The following is a 16897-nucleotide window of genomic DNA, read 5'->3' on the forward strand; positions in this document are numbered from 1 at the left end:
TCGAACGGGAGCTCACGCCACGCCCGCCGTTCGGCTATCTGTGGTACCACGCCTTGAAATACTTCAAAAAGCTGTAGGACACCGCGTAAACGCCGGTCACGGCCCCGACCCGGCCCGCTTTCCAGGCACCGCTGAAAATGTACCACTTGAAAAATGCGCCGATGGCGCTAATCACCCCTCGGAGAATCGATGGCCTTATCGCCTTGTATTTCACCACGCGCGCCGTATAGCTGTTCAGCTTGGCAAACACTTCCTCGATTGAGAAAAAAGTGTCGTGTTTAACGTGCCCGGCCAGTATCAAGGTGGATGCGCCCCCTTCCGCCGCATCATCTACCGGCGCATCATTGAACTTCACCACCTGGCGATGAAAAAAGCGAATGGGGAAATCCGGTGACGAGACGGGATAAAGCGTTCTGACCGCCTGTCCCAACACAAACCAATCGCGACGAATGCGATAGGCGTTATTTTTGTCGGGGCCTGGGGTGCGCTTGAAAAGCCGCATCGCGTCAACCGCTTCATCATCCATGATCTCATCGCTGTCCAGGCACAAAACCCAGTCATGTCGCGCGCGGGATATGGCGTAATTCATTTGCCGGCCATGGGTTTCAAACGGGTGATAAAGAGGCTTGATATTGAAGCCGTCGCAAATGGCCAAGGTGCCGTCAGTACTGCCCGAATCCACCACGATGATTTCATCGGCGAACGCCGCCACAGGTTGCAACACGTCACGCAGCAGGCGCGATGAATTAAACGTCAATAAACACACGGAAATCCGGTTACAAAAATCCATTTTACAATCCACGACACTGAGAAAATGCAGTCCATGCCAAAAACGGCAGGCGCGCCGTGCAAAAGCGCGCACCCAAAGCGCTTCTCCTGCCCCGAGCGCCTCTTCAATTAAGTATTTAGAATATTGGCTGCCCTGTCATGCCCTGGATGATGGCATCTGACTATTTCATCAATTTCAATGAAATCAAATAGAAAGGCGGATTAAACGCGGGCGTTCACCGCACCGGCTCACGCGCCGGCGGGCGCCGAGCGCGAGAGCGGCGCTTGGCGGCGCTTTGGTTTTGTTATAACGTATCAAAAAAAGCAAAGGGAAGACGACGATGAAAATCCAGCTGTCGCTGCTGTTTCTCAGCCTGTTGGCCGGCAAGGCTGCGGCGTTTCAGTCAAAAGTGCCCGAGCCGCGCACCGAACAGGCGCGTGCGGCGGAACAGAACATCGAAAATCTGTTTTACGGCTTTCACGCTATGGACGCCCAGCCGGTGAATATCGGCCGCTGTGAGGCGGTGCCGGTGGCCGGATGTCAGTGCGCCTTCTGCACCCAGCTGCGGCAGGCCGGGCGCTGACGCTTTTATTCCAGCGCATACTGCACGATCAGCTGCCCTTTCTTCATCTTTACGCCGGTAATCGCGATCGCGCCCACCTCGCCCAACGTGGCGACATGCGTGCCGCCGCAGCCGTAGGCGGGCAGATCGCCGAAACCGATCTGGCGCATCCCGTCCACCGCCTGTTGGCGACGCGGCAAATCGGCGGCGATCAGGCGCGCCAGCTCCGCGTGTAAAAACGCCGCCTCCAGCGTCTGTACGTCCGGCCCCGGCGTGAACGTGATGCGCCCTTCTCCCGGCCAATGATGCGCTTTCATCGGCCGCCAACCGCGGGTTTCCCCCAGCCAGCCGATCAGATGGCCGCCGGAGTGCCAGCGGGCGTGCAGCCGGCGTTGCGCTTCGTCGACCTGCATATTGACCGGCCCGATCGGCAGCGGCGCCGCGGTATAGTGCAACACCCTATCCCCCTGCTGCTGCACCCGCAACACGGCGACGCCGTTCAACGCTCCCACGTCGGCCGGCTGCCCGCCGCCCTGCGGGTGAAACAGCGTGGCGTCCAGTTCCACGGCGTAAGCGCCCGCCTCGGCCGGCTCACAGCTCAATACCTGCGCCTGGCCCTGTAAATCGTCGCTGTAGTAATAACGTCGCTCGGTCATCATTTTTCTCCTCGGTTCGAAGAGCCATTATATTCATGTCATAATCGGAGCATAATCCGTCGCCATCACAATGGACCTTTGCGTCATGAGCACAAATCTTTCTTACGCGCTGTTGGCCGAAATGGCCGTTTTCGTCCAGGTCGTGGAGAGCGGCAGCTTTTCCGCCGCCGCCCGCAAACTGGGCGCTTCACCTTCCGCCGTCAGCCGCAGCGTGGCGAAGCTCGAACAGGCGCTGGCGCTGCAGCTGCTGCATCGCACCACCCGTAAACTGCGGCTGAGCGAAAGCGGCGAAGAGGCGTTTGCGCACTGCCGCACCCTGCTGGCGGCGGCCGACGCGGTGATGGCGATCGGCGGGCGCGGCGCCGCAGAGCCCGAAGGGCTGGTCAGCGTCAGCGTGCCCAAGGCGGTAGGCCGTTTCGTGCTGCATCCGCACATGCCGGAGTTCCTGCGACGTTATCCGAAGGTGGACGTGAGGCTGCGGCTGGAAGATCGTTATATGGATCTGATCGACGACCGCGTCGATCTGGCGCTACGCATTACCGATCGCCCGTCGCCGGGCTTGATCGGCCGTCAGCTGATGCGAATAGACCACCTGCTGTGCGCCACGCCGCACTATCTGGCGCAGCACGGCGCGCCGCAGCACCCGCACGATCTGGCGGCGCACAGCTGCATCTATCTGGGAGAAACGCCGAGCGACGCGCAATGGAAGTTCCGCCGCAGCGGCAAAACGGTGACGGTCAACGTGCGCGGCCGCTACGCCGCCAACCACACCGGCGTGCGGCTGGACGCGGTGAAACGGCATATCGGCATCGGCAGCCTGCCGTACTTTACCGCCCGCCAGGCGCTCGACGAGGGCGAGATCGTGCAGGTACTGCCGGAATGGGATTTCCTCAGCAGCTATCACGGCGGCCTGTGGTTGCTTTACGCGCCCAACCAGTATCTGCCGCCCAAACTGCGGGTGTTTATCGACTATCTCGTCGCCTGCCTGGCGCAGGAGCCGCAGCTAAAGCGCCTTGCGTAGCGTGATGTTGATGCGGTGCGGCCCCACCAGCGAGTGGTAGCCTTCCTTGACCGGCAGGATGCCGTGGAAACAGAGCCGCGACGGGCCGCCCCACACCACCACGTCGCCGTGCGCCAATGGGATGCGCCGCGCCCGGTCGCTGCGTTGCAGCCCGCCGAACTGAAACACTGCCGGCAACCCGAGCGACACCGAGACGATCGGCGCGCCGAAGTCGTGCTCGTCTTTATCCTGATGCAGCGACAGCTTGCTGCCCGGATCGTAACGGTTCATCAAACAGGAATCCGGCACGAAGGGGCCAAAGCCCGCCTGCTGCGCGGCTTCGTCCGCCAACGCCATCAGAATAGGCGGGATCGGCGGCCAGCGTTTGCCGCTGCGCGCGTCGCGTTCCGAGTAACGGTAGCCGCGGCTGTCGCTGGTCCAGCCGTTGCCGCACCAGCTCATCGCCACCGACATCACGTGCCCGCCGGGGGTGGTCAAATGCTGCCACGGCACCTGCGCCACCACGCCCTGCACCGCCGCCAGCAGTGCCGGCCCGTGATCGCGCACAAAGCCGTGCATCACCACCGCGCCGGGGGCGATCTCTTCACGCCACGGCGGCGGCAGCGCGTCTTCAAAAAGATCGATTGTCATCGCCAAAACCTGTATGAATACACAGCATTCATTGTAACCCGCCGCCGCCGATTGTCCAGCGCCCGGCTGCGCCATTGTCGTTGGCGGCAAATTTCTCTACAGTAGCCGCCATAAAATCAATCACTCACCAGGAATGCGTGTGATTAAGGGCATCACTCTTTCGGTCGTCGCCTCCATCTTGTTCGGCGCGATGTATTACTTCACCTCTACCCTCACCCCGCTGAACGGCGAACAGGTCTACGGCTGGCGCACGCTGCTGACGCTGCCGTTCCTGACGCTGTTCATGGCGCTGTCCGGCGATTGGCGCAAGGTGAGCGACACGCTGGTCGGGATAGGCCAACGGCCGCCGCGTCTGCTGGGCCTGCTGCTCACCTCGGCGCTGCTGGGGGTGCAGCTGTGGCTGTTCCTGTGGGCGCCGCTGCACGGCAAGGCGCTCGACGTGTCGCTCGGCTATTTTCTGCTGCCGCTGACCATGGTGCTGGCGGGCCGTTTGATCTACCGCGATCGGCTGTCGCTGCTGCAAAAACTGGCGGTGGCGTGCGCCGTGGCGGGGGTGGGCAATGAGCTGTATCAGGCGGGCGGCGTATCGTGGCCGACGCTGGTGGTGGCGCTGGGGTATCCGCTCTACTTTATTTTGCGGCGGCGTTTCGGCACCGACAATCTCGGCGGCCTGTGGTGCGAGCTGACGCTGATGCTGCCGGCGGCGGCCTGGTTCGCCTTCGGCGACGGCGGCGCGGCGGCCCTGCAGATCAATGCCGAGCTGTATTGGCGCATTCCGCTGCTCGGCGTCATCAGCGCCGTGGCGCTGGTGTGTTACATCCTCGCCAGCCGCATGCTGCCGTTCAGCCTGTTCGGCCTGCTGAGCTATGTGGAACCGGTGCTGCTGGTGCTTGTCGCGCTGCTGCTCGGCGAGAGCATCAGCCAAAGCGAATGGCCAACCTATCTGGCGATCTGGCTGGCGGTGCTGCTGCTGGCGGCGGAGGGCGCGCGGCACCTGCTGCGCCGCCAGCGGGTCTGACTCAGGCGGCCAGCGTGGCGCCGCCGTCGATCACGATGTCCTGCATGGTGATGTGGCTGGCCAAATCCGAGGCCAGAAACAGCACCGCGTTGGCGATTTCGTCCGGACGCGCGATTTTACCCAGCGGGATCCCCAGCTTGAACATCTCGGGGAAGCCGGCGATGGTGCGTTGCTGCGCATCGTCGGTCTGCCACATGCCGCGCTGCATCGGCGTGTCGGTCGAGCCCGGCGACACCAGATTGCACCGCACGCCGAACGGCGCCATCTCCAACCCCACGCAGTGGTTCAGGCTGGTCAGCGCCGCCTTGGAGGCGCAGTAGGCCGCCATCTGCGCGCGCGGCACGTGCGCGGCGTTGGAGCCGATGCTGACGATCGCCCCGCTGCGCTGCGCCTTGAAGTGCGGCAGCACGGCGCGGAACAGGTAAAACGCCCCCGAGGCGTTGACGTTGATGCACTGGTGCCAGTCATCCACGCTCAGATCTTCGGTATTGCCCATGCGCAGAATACCGGCGGCGTTGACCAACACGTCCAGTCGCGGGTTCTCCGCCAGCTGTTGGCGGCACACCGCCTCCACCTGCTCAGGCCGGCTGATGTCCAACGTCACGCAGGGGTAAGGCAGATCCGGATTGGCGAATTCTCGGTCAAACCCCACCACCTCGGCGCCCTGGGTTAAAAAGTGGCGGGCGATCTGCTCGCCGATGCCGCGCGCCGCGCCGGTCACCCACACGCGTTTGCCGGTGAAATCCATCTGAATGCTCATGCGCGCACCGCCATCCGGGCGCACCGCCGGGTCATGTTGTTGTTCATCGTTGTCTCCTGCGAAAGGCTATGACGCGGCGCGGACTGCGCCGCAAAGAGGCCTACAGCGCGCCGCTGTTCAGGCCGAAAGCGTTGAGCATGGTGCCCAGTTTGGCGGTGGTTTCCATCCACTCGGACTGCGGCGTCGAGGCGGCGACGATGCCCGCGCCGGCGAACAGCCGCACCCGGTTGCCGCGCAGCAGCCCGCTGCGGATGACGATCGCCCACTCGCCGTCGCCGTTGGCGTCGCACCAGCCGACAATGCCGCTGAACAAGCCGCGATCGTGCGGTTCCAGAGCGGCGATCAGCTGGCGGGCGCTTTCGGTCGGGAAGCCGCACAGCGCCGGCGTCGGATGCAGCAGGCAGGCCAGCTGCATCACGTTGAGATTCGGGTTCAGCAGCTCGCCGCGAATGCGGGTGGACAGGTGCCACATGGTGCCGGTGCTGAGCAGCGACGGGCCGCTGGGTACGCTCAGGGTGGCGCACAGCGGCGCCAGATGCCGACGAATATCGTCGATCACCAGCTTGTGTTCGTATTTGTCTTTGGTCGAGCGCATCAGGCGCTCGCTGCCGAGGCGATCCTGCTGCGGATCGTCCTGCCGGCGCGCCGAGCCCGCCAGCGGATTGGTGTGGATCTCGCCGCCCTGCTTGCGGATCAGCAGTTCAGGGCTGGCGCCGATCAACACGCTGCCATCGGCCAGCGGCAGGGAGAAGTGGTAACCGGTCGGGTTCTGCACCATCAGGTTATTGAGGATCCGGTGGCCGGCCACCGGTTGTTCCAGCTCGATATCGAGGATGCGCGACAGCACCGCCTTGTCCAGCTTGCCTTGTTTAAAGCGGCTGACCGCTTCCGCGACCGCGTGTTTGAATCGCGGTTCGTCTGGAATACTGGTGCAGGCGACCAGGCGATGCGGCTGTTGCAGCATCGGGCGCGCGGCGCGGATAAAGCTGTCGTTGGCGACGAATCGGCTTTCTTCAGGTATATACAGGCAGGAAGGCCGGCGCGTGTCGAACGGAATGGCGCCCACCACCACCGGGGCCGCCTGGCCGGCGGCTTTGGCGCGCGCCAGCGCCTGGCGAATATGCTGCGCCAGCGCGCTGCCTTCCTGCTCGCCGCCGAACGCCGGCGTCTCGATACGCTCAAACACGCCGTGGGCGGAGAGGGAACGGAATTCTGACCGGTACAAAAAGGTCGATTGTTCGGCGTACTCAAACCCGGAGAAGGTTTGGTTTTCTGTCGTCAGTGTCGCCACAAGACCACTCCTTTGTTGCGCCTCACCAATGATAATGTTTATGCGAATAATTATCATTAGCTGTAAAGGGTGGGTAAATTACACCGGATCCCCACCGTCGGTCAATCTCCGATGAATGAATCTTTCCGCACGCCGCGGCAAATTCGCGTTACGCCACAACAAGAAATAACACACTGTTATTATTGTGTTTTAGCAAAAAATAAAAGTCGTGACATCGTCACCTTCACGCCAAAACCGCCCGGCGAAACGCCGTCCGGCGCAGCAATGCGGCGTCAACGTGGTGAGCAGCGCCAATTCGAACGTCTGCCGCTGCGCATCCACCGCCACCATCCGCGCATCAAGAAAATCGAAATATCGGCGCACCTGCGGGTACAGCGCTTTGAACAGGCTCTCTTTGGCGGAAAACGTCAGCGTCAGCAGCTCGTTGAACGGCAGCGTTTCGCCCAGCAACGTCTCGCGCTCCGCCGGTGAAACGATCGCGCTCCACAGCTCCTCCGCTCGCGCCACGGACAGCAGCGTCTCCACATCCAGCCCAACGCCGCCCAGCCCGCTCTCTCGGTGTACGGCACACAGCGCGGTATGCGAATTATGGCTCAGCGCCCCGGCGATGCCCGTCGGCCACTGCGGCGCGCGATCTTCGCCGCGCGCCAGGGTGAAATCGGCGAAACCGAGCGGCGCCAGCAGCTGCCGCGCCAGCACACGCCCGGCCAGATACTCCGCACGGCGTTTCGGCACCGCGCGCGCCAGATGGTCCGGCAGCGCAAATCCCGCCTCGGGAAAACTGTCGTCGCGATACTCCGCCAGCGCAAACTGGCAGCGCGCCACCTGGCCCGGATAGCCGTCCGGCGTGAAAAATTCGATATTGCGGATAAAAGTGGGCAACGGCGGTATCCATGATAAGCAGGCAGGCTGAAGATGTTAGCCCCCGAAACGGCCTGCAACAATGACCCAGGGCAAAATAAATGGCGTTAAGTCCCGCGCGGAGGCGCGTTGGGCGAAGTGGGAAAAGGCCTCTCTCCCGCATTCGGGAGAGAGGCCGGGCATTACAAGATGCCTTTCATGGTCTTCTCGAAATCGCTCCAGGCGCAGAAGCCGTCTTTATCGATCGGGCAGCCTTTCAGCGCCAGCGTCACGCGCTGCGGCGGGGTTTGCAGCGTCAGCGGCGTCGCCTTGCGCAGCTGTTCGGTGGACTGATAGACGTACTCGATCTTCAGCAATTCACGGTCGTTCTGCGCGTCGCGCCAGCGCTGGAATACCAGTTTGCCGCCGATCGGCGTTTTCTCGTACTGCTGCGGCAGCTGATACGGCTGGAACTGCATGGCCGACAGCAGCGAGGCGATATTGGAGTCGTGGCCCACCAGCACCGTCAGCTTCGGCGCGTCCGGTTTACGCTCGCCCAGCAGCGCGTTGTTGATGTAGGTCAGCAGCGGCTTGGCGACGTTCTGCGCCACCACCGGCGAGGTGAACAGCGAATCCTGATAGCCGTCTTTCAACTGCGCCAGCTGCTGCCACTGGTGCGGCGTGGCGATTTTGCCCCAGGCCACCTCTTTCATCGGGAAACCTTCGTAGTACTGCAGCATAAAGGCGTCCACCAGCGAGTTGCCCACCCGCAGCGGGCCGGTGACGCCCGGCTCTTTGCCCGGCACCGCGCTCATCACGCTGGCTTCTTTGGTCAGGTCGCAGTGTTTGTCGGTCTTGCAGGCGGCGGAATCCTTGTAGTCGATGATCTTCGCCAACTGCTGATAAGAGGCATCCAGCTTCAGCGATCCCAGCGCGGCGTTCATCGCCGCCAGCGCCTGCTGGTTGAAGGCTTCGCTGGTGTCGGTGATGATCGGGTTGAAGGTCGGATCCATCTCGCCCATCTTGTCCTGATGGTGCACGCTGACGTCGCAGCCGGGGAACGCGCCGTTGCTGAAGAACTGCGCGGTGGCCACCGTGCGTTGCAGGCTGTTGGCGTAAACGTATACGCTGCCGGCGGTCGGGCAGCCTTCTTGCGGCAACAGGCCGGTCTGCTTCAGCCAGGCGTTGAAATAGTGCCCCATATACACTTCCAGCACCCCGCCCTTGGTGGTCAGCTGGCCGCCCGGCGTTTCCCAGGCCGGCCAGACCTTCGGCGTGGACTGCGCCAGCACGCTGCCGTTGTTGGCCAGCGGCGCGCGCAGGTTATGGCGGCTCATCACCAGCACCTGTTCCAGTTGATAACCGCCGGCGTCCGCCAGCGCGTTCCCGGTGAATATCAAAGGCAGGCACAGCAATAACGTTTTTTTTCTCATCCGCAGAGGCTCCCGGAAAATGATTATTTTTAAGGTGTTAGCGTTTGCCTGCGTATGATGGCGGGGTTAGTGTGACAAGTGTGTGACAGGGTTCACGGGAAAAGATCGTACCAGCGGCCACCGGGCGGCGGCCGCTGTGCGTCAACTCAGTACCACAGGCTCATGATTGGCCAGCCGATCAGCAGCAGCGCGGCGATGTACACCACGCCGAGAATGCCGCCCAGGCGCCAGTAGTCTTTCGACTTCACATAGCCGCAGCCGTAGATGATCACCCCCGGCCCGGTGGCGTACGGCGTCAGCACGCCCATGATGCCGATCGACAGCACCAACAGCATCGACAGCTGCTCCATCGGCACGCCCGGCAACCCTTTGCCGACCGCCAGGATCACCGGCAGCATGGTGGCGGTGTGCGCCGACAGGCTGGCGAACAGGTAGTGGGCGAAGTAGAACACCAGCACCAGCGCCACTACCGTCATGTTCGGCGAGAAGCCGTCCAGGTGGGTGCTCATGGTCTGGGCGAACCAATCGATAAAGCCGGAGCGCGTCAGGCCGTTGGCCATCACCACCAGCGTCGCCAGGTTAACCAGCGTATTCCAGGCGCTGGAGTATTTGGTAATGTCTTTCCACGACACCACGTGCAGCGCCAGCATCAGCGACACCGCCAACAGGCACACCGCGGTGGCGTCCAGCACCTTGCCGCCGAACACCCACAGGCACAGGCTGAGCAGCACCAGGCCGATCAGGGTGTACTCCTTGCGCGTCAGCTTACCCATTTCCCCCAGCGCGGTATTCGCCCAGGCGGCCACTTCGCTGCTGTGGGTCACGCCCGGCTTGTAGAGGTAGTAGGAGATCAGCGGCGCGATGATCAGCAGCAGCAGGCCGACCGGCAGGAACGCCAGGAACCACTGCATCCAGCTGATGTGCACCCCGGCTATCTTGCCGACGAACTCGATGCCCAGCACGTTCGGCGCGGCGCCGGTGACGAACATCGAGGAGCTGATGCTGGTGCCGACCACCATCATCCACATCAGGTAGCCGCCGATGCGGCGCGAAGAGGGATCGTTAGGGAAGGAATCGAACAGCGGCGGCAGGTTTTTCACCACCGGGAACACCGTGCCGCCGGTGCGCGCGGTGTTGGACGGCGTGAACGGCGCCAGCAGGATATCGATGATCACCACCGCATAGCCCAGCGTCAGCGTGCGCTTGCCCATGAATTTCACCAGGAACAGCGCGATGCGCCGCCCCAGCCCGGTGGCCTCGTAGCCCAGCGCGAAGATAAAGGCGCCGAACACCAGCCAGACGGTGGTGCTGGAGAAGCCTGCCAGCCCCCATTTCAGCGCCTCTTTACCGGCCTTGAAGCCCGGCTCCGCCAGTTCCTGCGCGCCGAACAGCACCCAGTTGGCGCTCAGCACGCTGACGGTCACCGCGATAAAGCTGATGGCGGTGGCCGGGATCGGCTCCAGAATCATGCCGACGATCATCGCCACAAAGATGGCGAAATAGTGCCACGCCTGCGGCGGCATGCCGTCGGGCACCGGTATCAATAACAGGATCGCGAGCACCGCCAGCGGCGCTATCGCTTTCCAGATCTTTTCCTGGGTTTGGGACATAGGGACTCTCCTGAAGGCTTGGTTATTATTCTTGGGCACCCAACTGCGCCAGCAGCCAGGTCACTATCAACAAGTCGGCGCTGCCGCCGGGGCTGAGATTGCGGGCAATGCAATCGGCATCGAAGCGCCGCAGGCGCGCCAGGCCCGCCTCCCCCGCCGAGCCGCCCTGCGCCAGCAGCAAAGCCGCCCGGCGCCGCAGCCAGCGCAGCCCGCGCAGGCCGCCGCGCGAGGCGACGTTGGTGTCATCGTTGTGGGCCATCAGCCACAGCAGGCTGTCCAGCAGCGCCCGCTGTTCGTCACCGCCGGCGGCCAGCCGTTGCCGATACAGCGGCAGCGCGCCGTCAAGCACCAACCGAAAACCGGATTCCGCCTCGCCGCGCGCGCCGCTGAGGCCATACGCAGCGAACAAGCGCTGGCCGGCGGTCTGCCCGGCGTTGTTGCATCGCAGCTCGCTGTCCACCAGCCCTCGGCACATCGCCGCCACTTCGGCGCATAACGATGCGGCGCTGATGGCCCGGCCCTGCTGCTGCAGGCGGCCGAAGGCGGCGCACAGCAACCCGAGTGAGAACACGCTGCCCTTATGGGTGTTAATGCCGCCGGTGGCGCGAAACATCTGGTTTTCACAGGCCAGGCCGAGCGGCCGCAGCCGCGCCAGCTGCCGCTCGGCCGGCAAAGCCGCGTCTTCCCGTCCGCGCTGGATAAAACGCGGCAGCCACACGCCGATGGCGCGGGCGCTGCGGTAGAAATGCCCAAGATCCATGTCGCGATGGGCACCGGTGTTATGGCGATCCACCAGCCCCGGTTTGGGCGTGAGGTTGACCTCCACCAACAGCGCGCGAAAGGCGGCGCGGGCGAAGTCGCATGCCGGCTCGGCTCGGCGGGCGGGTGGATTAATCGGCAGAGATCGCATCGTTGAACATCCTTTCCATTTCTTGCAGCAGCTGCTCGCTGCCATGCCGCCGCTGGCGGGCGCAGATCTTGGCCGGTTGGCCGCACAGCAGGCAGCGCCGCGCCGGCAGGCCGATGTCGCGGCGCGACAGGATTCGCCCCTGCGCATCCAGCACGTCGATATCCCACAGCCGGCCGATCGGGCGGCTCACCTCCAGCTGCATGGCGCAATCTTTTACCCGTTGGGCGTCGGCGCGCAGCGCCACAAACCCTTCGCAGCCGGTGGCGAGCGCCAGCGCCTCGGCCTGCGGGCTCGGCCAGCCCTGTTCGGCGCACAGCCGCAGCAGCGCCGCCCACCCGAGGTTGAAGATGCCGCGCGTCAACGCGCTGTCCTTCACCGGGCCGGGCACCACCAGCGTCAGCACCAGCAGCGTGCACTCGTGCTGCGCCAGCCACGCCTGCTGGCGCGCCTGACGGCATTCGCGGCTGGTGAGCAGCTCAGGCAGGCTGACCGCACGTTCGGCGGCCAGTTGAGGATCGACGGCGGCCATCGTTTACTCCGCCACCTGATGCACCACGTCGATCACCGAGCCGTCGCGGTAGCGCACCACCGCCACCACCTTGTCGGTAAACGCGATCGGCTGCGGTTCGCCGGTCAGCTGCAGCGCGCGGGCGCGCAGCCAGTCGATGCTCACCACCTCAAGCCCGGCCTCCCGCAGGCGCTGCGCCAGCTCCGGCCGCGCCGGGTTGACGGCGATGCCGTGGTCAGTCACCAGAATGTCGATGCTGGAGCCCGGCGTGACGCAGGTGGTCACCTGCTCCACCAGCGTCGGGATGCGCCCGCGCACCAACGGCGCGACGATGATCGCCAGCCGCGCGGCGGCGGCGGTGTCGCAGTGGCCGCCGGACGCGCCGCGCAGCACGCCGTCGGAGCCGGTCAGCACGTTAACGTTGAAGCCGGTGTCGATTTCCAGCGCGCTCAGCACCACCACGTCGAGCCGATCGACCGACGCGCCCTTGGAGCTGAAGTTGGCGTACTGATTGGCGCTGATTTCGATATGGCGCGGGTTGCGCGCCAGCGAGGTCGCCGCCGCCCGATCGAAGCTCTGCACGTCCAGCAGCTTGCCGATCAACCCTTTCTCGTGCAGATCCACCATGGTCGAGGTGATGCCGCCGAGGGCGAACGCGGCGCGAATGCCGCGGGTGCGCATCTTGTCCTCCAGGAACCGGGTCACCGCCAGCGAGGCGCCGCCGGTGCCGGTTTGCAGCGAGAACCCTTCGGTGAAGTAGCCGGAACCGGCGATCACCTCGGCGGCGCGGCGGGCGATCAACAGCTCGCGCGGGTTCGAGGTCATGCGCGTGGCGTCGGCGCCGATCTTGTCGGCGTCGCCCACCCGCTCCAGCTGCACGATCAGATCCACCCGATCCTGTGCCAGGCTGGCGGGATGATGCGGATACGGCACCAGCTGCTCGGTCAGCAGCACCACGGTGCCCGCCGCCTCGGCGTCCACCCGCGCATAGCCGAGCGAGCCGCAGCAGGCTTCTCCGCTGTAGCCGTTGGCGTTGCCGAACTCATCGCAGGCCGGCACGCCGAGGAAGGCCACGTCTATCTTCAGCTCGCCGGATTCGATCAGATTGACCCGGCCGCCGTGCGAGTGAATTTGCACCGGCTCCGCCAGCAGCCCGCGCGATACGGCGTCCGCCAGCGGGCCGCGCAGCCCGGAGGTGTAAATGCGGCTCACCACGCCGTGGCGGATATGCTCAACCAACGGCGCATGGCAGTCGGTCAGCGAGCTGGAGGCCAGCGTCAGGTTGCGGAACCCCATCGCCGCCAGCGTCTCCATCACCTGATTGAGCGCCAGATCGCCGCCGCGAAATGCATGGTGGAAGGAGATGGTCATGCCGTCCTGCAGCCCGCTGCGGCGCACCGCTTCCTGCAAGGAGTCGCACAGCTTGAGATCGCGCGGTTTACGCGCCTGCAGGTTGGCTTTGGACACGTCCTGATAGCCCGGCAGATCCGCCGGGTTGGCGAAGGTCATCAATCGTTGTTGGCGGTTCATCATGCTTCCTCCCCGTGCTGCGCCGGTTCTTCCCGTAAGCCGGACAGCGCGGCGCGCTCCAGCACCAGCCGGGCGCGTTCAATCACCGGGCTGTCGACCATTTTTCCGTTGAGCGACACCACGCCGCGCCCTTCCCGCTCCGCCGCTTCGGCGGCGTCCACCACCCGCTGCGCGTGCGCCACCTCTTTGGCGGTCGGCGCGTACAGGTTGTGCAGCAGCTCAATCTGGCGCGGGTTGATCAGCGATTTGCCGTCGAAGCCGAGCTGTTTGATCAGCGCCGCTTCCTGCAGGAAGCCGGCCTCGTTGTTGGCGTCGGAGTAGACGGTGTCGAACGCCTGAATGCCGGCGGCGCGCGCCGCCTGCAGCAGCGAGCAGCGGGCGAACAGCAGCTCGATGCCCTCCGGCGAGCGTTCGGTGCGCAGGTTGCGCACGTAGTCTTCCGCCCCCAGCGCGATGCCGATAAGACGCGGCGAAGCGTGCGCGATCGCCACCGCGTTGGTGATGCCCTGCGCCGATTCGATCGCCGCCAGCAGCCCGGTGCTGCCGACCGGCCGACCGCAGGCCGCCTCGATGGCGGCGATCTCGCGCTCCATGTCGACAACGTCCTGCGCGCTGTCGGTCTTCGGCAGGCGCACGATGTCCGCGCCGCCGCGCACCACCGCCTGCAAGTCCGCCAGGCCGTAGGCGGAATCGAGCGCATTGACGCGCACGATGGTTTCCACCTCCTGGTACAGCGGATGCTGCAGCGCGTGGTACACCAGCCGGCGCGCCGCGTCTTTTTCACGCAGGATCACCGAGTCTTCCAGATCGAACATCAGCGCATCGGCCTGATAGATAAAGGCGTTGCTGACCATCGCCGCGTTAGCGCCGGGAACGAACAGCATGCTGCGGCGCAGCCGGGTTTTATTCAGCGTTTTCATCTTTCGCCTCCCACGGCAGTTGGCCGCTCTCGCAGGCGCGCATCAGCGCGGTTTCCAGCCGGGCGCGCAGCACGCAGTCCAGCGCTCCTTTGTCGTCGACGATCACCTGCACCGGCTCCACCTCATAACGCTGCAGCACCTCCAGCAGGGTGCGGCGGATCGCCGCGCCGAACTGTTTTTCCACGCTGCTGGCGATCAACAGATCGTGCTGCGGCCCCTCGGCGGGCGCGATGCGCACCATGACATCGCTGGATTCCAGCGTGCCGGCCATTGCTTCTCGGATAATTTTCATCATTCACCTGATTGTGCGGACTCAAAAGGATGCGGGGCCGCCTTGGCCCGGCGCTGCGTTTGCAGATCCTGCAGGTAGTACAGGGTGTCCGGCGGCACCAGCGGCGCGGCGGCGTGGAAGTCCCCCGCCGCCAGCAGCTTGCGCACCCAGGAGGCGGAGATCGCCGTGCCCTGATATTGCAAACGCTCGATTTCCACCAGCGCGATCGGCGGGCTGGGCAGCGCCGGCGTTTCCAGCCAGTAGCGCATGTCGCGGTTGTACTTCGCGGTCACCGCGCAGAACGGCTCGTTGCCGACGAAGCGGTGGGTGATGCCCAGCGCGGGCGCCAGATACTGGCGGAAGATCTTCAGATCGATTTCGGTGTAACAGTCGTCGGCCACGCCCTGGTCCTTGATGAAGTAACAGGGGAAGGTGGCGCGCGAGATCACGTACTGCGAGCCTTCGTGTACCGTGAGGTTGGGGATATCGGCGGTGCCGGCCAGCACCAGCCGGCGCCGATCTTCATAGCTGAAGCGCGAGGTGTTTTCCTTCACCAGAAACAGGTGCAGCCAGTCGCAGCGCTTGGCCGCCTGACGCACCAGATACTGGTGCCCGCGGGTAAAGGGGTTGGCGTTCATCACGATGCTGCCGATGGTGTCGCCCGGCCGACGTTGGCTCGCCAGTTGGGCGGCGTAGCGCTTCAGGCGGCACGGGCTGTTTTCCATCAGCACCACGATGCCCGGCACGGTGGCGATCGGGTAGAAACCGCACTGGCGGAACAGCGGCTCGTTCTGCACCTTGGTGTAGATAAACAGCTGGGTGTGATGGCGCTCGTAAGCCAGGTTCACCAGCTCGGTCGCCAGCGCCAGCGCCAACCCTTCGCCGCGCATCAGCGGGCTGATGGCGACGCATTTGATAATATTGTCGGCGATGCCGCCGCAGGCGACCAATTTGTCGTGCTGGGTAACGGTAATAAATATTTCAACCGTGGTATCGATATTCAGATCGTTACTGCGCAAGAAGGCGCTTATTTCCGAAATCGCTTTATGATCCGATCGCTTTACCCGATTAAATACGGCATCGCCTAACATAACACGCTCTCTGGGTTAACTGGCAAACAACAAATGAAATACAAAAAGGCATTTTAATTAACATCAAAAATGGCAATTAAAACCTTAAAAACCATTAAGATAAAATCATCCTCTCGTTCGATAAACCCATGGTAAGCAGAAAAAAAACGCGGATTATTGACCTATTTCACAAACCGATCCCGGTTAATAAGTTATTTAATGTTCTTTATTTGCTTAATTAATCTTATGGTGTTTATTATTGAGATAATCTTTATTTGGCGCCGCAATTCACTTACATTCACTTAGCATTTTTATTGCAATTACGGGTCGCACTATGGAATGGCTGAACATCCTGATCGTTGAAGACGAAACGCCGCTGGCGGAGATGCACGCGGAGTTTATCCGCCAGAACGGCGGCTGCCGCCAGATTTGGCTGGCCGGCACGCTGGCGCAGGCGCGCGCCATGACCGAACGCTTCAAGCCGGATCTGATCCTGCTGGACAACTTTCTGCCGGACGGCCAGGGCATCACCCTGCTGCGCGAACTGACGCTGAGCGGGTATCGCGGCGGCATCGTGTTCATCACCGCCGCCAGCGACATGGCCACCGTGGCCGAGGCGTTGCGCTACGGCGTGTTCGACTACCTGATCAAACCGCTGGCCTATGACCGGCTGAGCCAGACGCTGCTGCGCTTCAGCCAGCGCCGCGAAGCGTTGAAGGACAAAGCGCGCCTCAACCAGCGCCGCATCGACGAGATGTTCAATACCTACGCCCGCGGCGAGCAGCAGGCGGCGCTGCCCGCCGGCATCGACGAGCTGACGCTGGGCAAGGTCCGCGCGCTGTTCGCCGAACCCGCCGCGCGGCACACCGCTGAAAGCGTTGCGCAAAAAATGGGGCTCAGCCGCACCACCGCTCGCCGTTATCTGGAGTTTTGCACCGCCGCGCAGCAGCTGCGCGCCGAGATCATTTACGGCAAGGTAGGCCGCCCACAGCGGATCTATCGCGCCGGCGAGCCGCATTAACGGTTATTTGATCGCCCTTGCAAGGTTGCGTGTAACCGCTTTACTTTTTATGCGCCGGTCAGCATCTTGGTGAGCAT

The 16897-nt window shown here is 63.6% G+C and carries 18 protein-coding genes; 4 read left to right on the forward strand and 14 right to left on the reverse strand.

The annotated features are described in order from the left end of the window. Window positions 1-34 precede the first annotated feature (34 nt). Entirely contained in the window at window positions 35-790 is a 756-nt protein-coding gene (locus ACJ8IP_RS07550; RefSeq protein ID WP_273974246.1) for a glycosyltransferase family 2 protein, read from the reverse strand. A gap of 319 nt (window positions 791-1109) precedes the next feature. On the opposite strand from ACJ8IP_RS07550, the gene ACJ8IP_RS07555 reads away from it, so the two are divergent. Further along, window positions 1110-1352, forward strand: coding sequence for a hypothetical protein (locus ACJ8IP_RS07555; RefSeq protein ID WP_015378427.1), 243 nt, complete (start codon window positions 1110-1112; stop codon window positions 1350-1352). A gap of 5 nt (window positions 1353-1357) precedes the next feature. On the opposite strand, the gene ACJ8IP_RS07560 is transcribed toward ACJ8IP_RS07555, so the two are convergent. Then, on the reverse strand, window positions 1358-1987 hold the full coding sequence (locus ACJ8IP_RS07560; RefSeq protein ID WP_033651838.1) for a serine-tRNA(Ala) deacylase AlaX: 630 nt from the start codon (window positions 1985-1987) through the stop codon (window positions 1358-1360). An 85-nt stretch (window positions 1988-2072) separates the two neighbouring features. Here ACJ8IP_RS07560 and ACJ8IP_RS07565 point away from each other — a divergent pair, with 85 nt between their 5' ends. Beyond that, on the forward strand, window positions 2073-3008 hold the full coding sequence (locus ACJ8IP_RS07565) for a LysR family transcriptional regulator (RefSeq protein ID WP_033651839.1): 936 nt from the start codon (window positions 2073-2075) through the stop codon (window positions 3006-3008). On the opposite strand, the gene alkB is transcribed toward ACJ8IP_RS07565, so the two are convergent. Further along, on the reverse strand, window positions 2991-3638 hold the full coding sequence (gene alkB / locus ACJ8IP_RS07570) for a DNA oxidative demethylase AlkB (protein WP_033643703.1): 648 nt from the start codon (window positions 3636-3638) through the stop codon (window positions 2991-2993). The two genes, ACJ8IP_RS07565 and alkB, sit on opposite strands and share 18 nt — an antisense overlap. A 139-nt stretch (window positions 3639-3777) precedes the next feature. Between alkB and rarD the strand changes: the two genes are divergently transcribed. After that, entirely contained in the window at window positions 3778-4656 is an 879-nt protein-coding gene (gene rarD / locus ACJ8IP_RS07575; RefSeq protein WP_033643705.1) for an EamA family transporter RarD, read from the forward strand. 1 nt (window position 4657) lies between these two features. On the opposite strand, the gene dhbA is transcribed toward rarD, so the two are convergent. The 11 genes from dhbA to citC all read right to left on the reverse strand — a co-directional run bounded on the left by dhbA (window position 4658) and on the right by citC (window position 15820). Continuing rightward, window positions 4658-5416 (reverse strand): 2,3-dihydro-2,3-dihydroxybenzoate dehydrogenase, encoded by a 759-nt coding sequence (gene dhbA, locus ACJ8IP_RS07580; protein ID WP_039565253.1) that lies wholly within the window; start codon window positions 5414-5416, stop codon window positions 4658-4660. Window positions 5417-5516: 100 nt separating this feature from the next. After that, window positions 5517-6707, reverse strand: coding sequence for an isochorismate synthase (locus ACJ8IP_RS07585; RefSeq protein ID WP_103100979.1), 1191 nt, complete (start codon window positions 6705-6707; stop codon window positions 5517-5519). Window positions 6708-6896: 189 nt separating this feature from the next. After that, window positions 6897-7589, reverse strand: a complete 693-nt coding sequence (locus tag ACJ8IP_RS07590) for a 4'-phosphopantetheinyl transferase family protein (RefSeq protein WP_197762199.1) — start codon at window positions 7587-7589, stop codon at window positions 6897-6899. Window positions 7590-7750: 161 nt separating this feature from the next. After that, window positions 7751-8980: a bifunctional glucose-1-phosphatase/inositol phosphatase gene (gene agp, locus ACJ8IP_RS07595; RefSeq protein ID WP_089191992.1), complete on the reverse strand. Its 1230-nt coding sequence runs from the start codon at window positions 8978-8980 to the stop codon at window positions 7751-7753. Window positions 8981-9126: 146 nt separating this feature from the next. Continuing rightward, window positions 9127-10590 (reverse strand): anion permease, encoded by a 1464-nt coding sequence (locus ACJ8IP_RS07600; RefSeq protein ID WP_033643712.1) that lies wholly within the window; start codon window positions 10588-10590, stop codon window positions 9127-9129. Window positions 10591-10615: 25 nt separating this feature from the next. After that, the gene (gene citG / locus ACJ8IP_RS07605) at window positions 10616-11500 is read right to left on the reverse strand and encodes a triphosphoribosyl-dephospho-CoA synthase CitG (RefSeq protein ID WP_089191993.1); all 885 of its coding nucleotides are present in this window, start codon (window positions 11498-11500) and stop codon (window positions 10616-10618) included. Continuing rightward, window positions 11481-12029, reverse strand: a complete 549-nt coding sequence (gene citX / locus ACJ8IP_RS07610; protein WP_033651845.1) for a citrate lyase holo-[acyl-carrier protein] synthase — start codon at window positions 12027-12029, stop codon at window positions 11481-11483. Before citX ends, citG begins: the two co-directional genes overlap by 20 nt. A gap of 3 nt (window positions 12030-12032) precedes the next feature. Next, complete coding sequence (gene citF / locus ACJ8IP_RS07615; RefSeq protein ID WP_089191994.1) at window positions 12033-13538, reverse strand: citrate lyase subunit alpha; 1506 nt, start codon at window positions 13536-13538, stop codon at window positions 12033-12035. Next, the gene (citE, locus tag ACJ8IP_RS07620; RefSeq protein ID WP_016927085.1) at window positions 13538-14458 is read right to left on the reverse strand and encodes a citrate (pro-3S)-lyase subunit beta; all 921 of its coding nucleotides are present in this window, start codon (window positions 14456-14458) and stop codon (window positions 13538-13540) included. Before citE ends, citF begins: the two co-directional genes overlap by 1 nt. Beyond that, window positions 14442-14750, reverse strand: coding sequence for a citrate lyase acyl carrier protein (gene citD / locus ACJ8IP_RS07625; RefSeq protein WP_046687418.1), 309 nt, complete (start codon window positions 14748-14750; stop codon window positions 14442-14444). The genes citE and citD overlap by 17 nt, the downstream gene beginning before the upstream one ends. Then, entirely contained in the window at window positions 14750-15820 is a 1071-nt protein-coding gene (gene citC / locus ACJ8IP_RS07630; protein WP_004940809.1) for a [citrate (pro-3S)-lyase] ligase, read from the reverse strand. Before citC ends, citD begins: the two co-directional genes overlap by 1 nt. Before the next feature lie 313 nt (window positions 15821-16133). On the opposite strand from citC, the gene dpiA reads away from it, so the two are divergent. After that, window positions 16134-16820: a two-component response regulator DpiA gene (gene dpiA / locus ACJ8IP_RS07635; protein ID WP_033654924.1), complete on the forward strand. Its 687-nt coding sequence runs from the start codon at window positions 16134-16136 to the stop codon at window positions 16818-16820. Window positions 16821-16897: the final 77 nt, after the last annotated feature.

This window comes from Serratia sp. CY52157, from assembly GCF_052168495.1.
GTDB classification, from domain to species: Bacteria; Pseudomonadota; Gammaproteobacteria; order Enterobacterales; family Enterobacteriaceae; genus Serratia; species Serratia ureilytica.

What these genes read in the sequence shown, in the direction of transcription:
- ACJ8IP_RS07550 (WP_273974246.1), bottom strand. Translation starts at nt 790, where the DNA reads ATGGATTTTTGTAACCGGATTTCCGTGTGTTTATTGACGTTTAATTCA.
- ACJ8IP_RS07555 (WP_015378427.1), top strand. Translation starts at nt 1,110, where the DNA reads ATGAAAATCCAGCTGTCGCTGCTGTTTCTCAGCCTGTTGGCCGGCAAG.
- ACJ8IP_RS07560 (WP_033651838.1), bottom strand. Translation starts at nt 1,987, where the DNA reads ATGACCGAGCGACGTTATTACTACAGCGACGATTTACAGGGCCAGGCG.
- ACJ8IP_RS07565 (WP_033651839.1), top strand. Translation starts at nt 2,073, where the DNA reads ATGAGCACAAATCTTTCTTACGCGCTGTTGGCCGAAATGGCCGTTTTC.
- alkB (WP_033643703.1), bottom strand. Translation starts at nt 3,638, where the DNA reads ATGACAATCGATCTTTTTGAAGACGCGCTGCCGCCGCCGTGGCGTGAA.
- dhbA (WP_039565253.1), bottom strand. Translation starts at nt 5,416, where the DNA reads ATGAGCATTCAGATGGATTTCACCGGCAAACGCGTGTGGGTGACCGGC.
- agp (WP_089191992.1), bottom strand. Translation starts at nt 8,980, where the DNA reads ATGAGAAAAAAAACGTTATTGCTGTGCCTGCCTTTGATATTCACCGGG.
- ACJ8IP_RS07600 (WP_033643712.1), bottom strand. Translation starts at nt 10,590, where the DNA reads ATGTCCCAAACCCAGGAAAAGATCTGGAAAGCGATAGCGCCGCTGGCG.
- citG (WP_089191993.1), bottom strand. Translation starts at nt 11,500, where the DNA reads ATGCGATCTCTGCCGATTAATCCACCCGCCCGCCGAGCCGAGCCGGCA.
- citX (WP_033651845.1), bottom strand. Translation starts at nt 12,029, where the DNA reads ATGGCCGCCGTCGATCCTCAACTGGCCGCCGAACGTGCGGTCAGCCTG.
- citF (WP_089191994.1), bottom strand. Translation starts at nt 13,538, where the DNA reads ATGAACCGCCAACAACGATTGATGACCTTCGCCAACCCGGCGGATCTG.
- citE (WP_016927085.1), bottom strand. Translation starts at nt 14,458, where the DNA reads ATGAAAACGCTGAATAAAACCCGGCTGCGCCGCAGCATGCTGTTCGTT.
- citD (WP_046687418.1), bottom strand. Translation starts at nt 14,750, where the DNA reads ATGAAAATTATCCGAGAAGCAATGGCCGGCACGCTGGAATCCAGCGAT.
- citC (WP_004940809.1), bottom strand. Translation starts at nt 15,820, where the DNA reads ATGTTAGGCGATGCCGTATTTAATCGGGTAAAGCGATCGGATCATAAA.
- dpiA (WP_033654924.1), top strand. Translation starts at nt 16,134, where the DNA reads ATGGAATGGCTGAACATCCTGATCGTTGAAGACGAAACGCCGCTGGCG.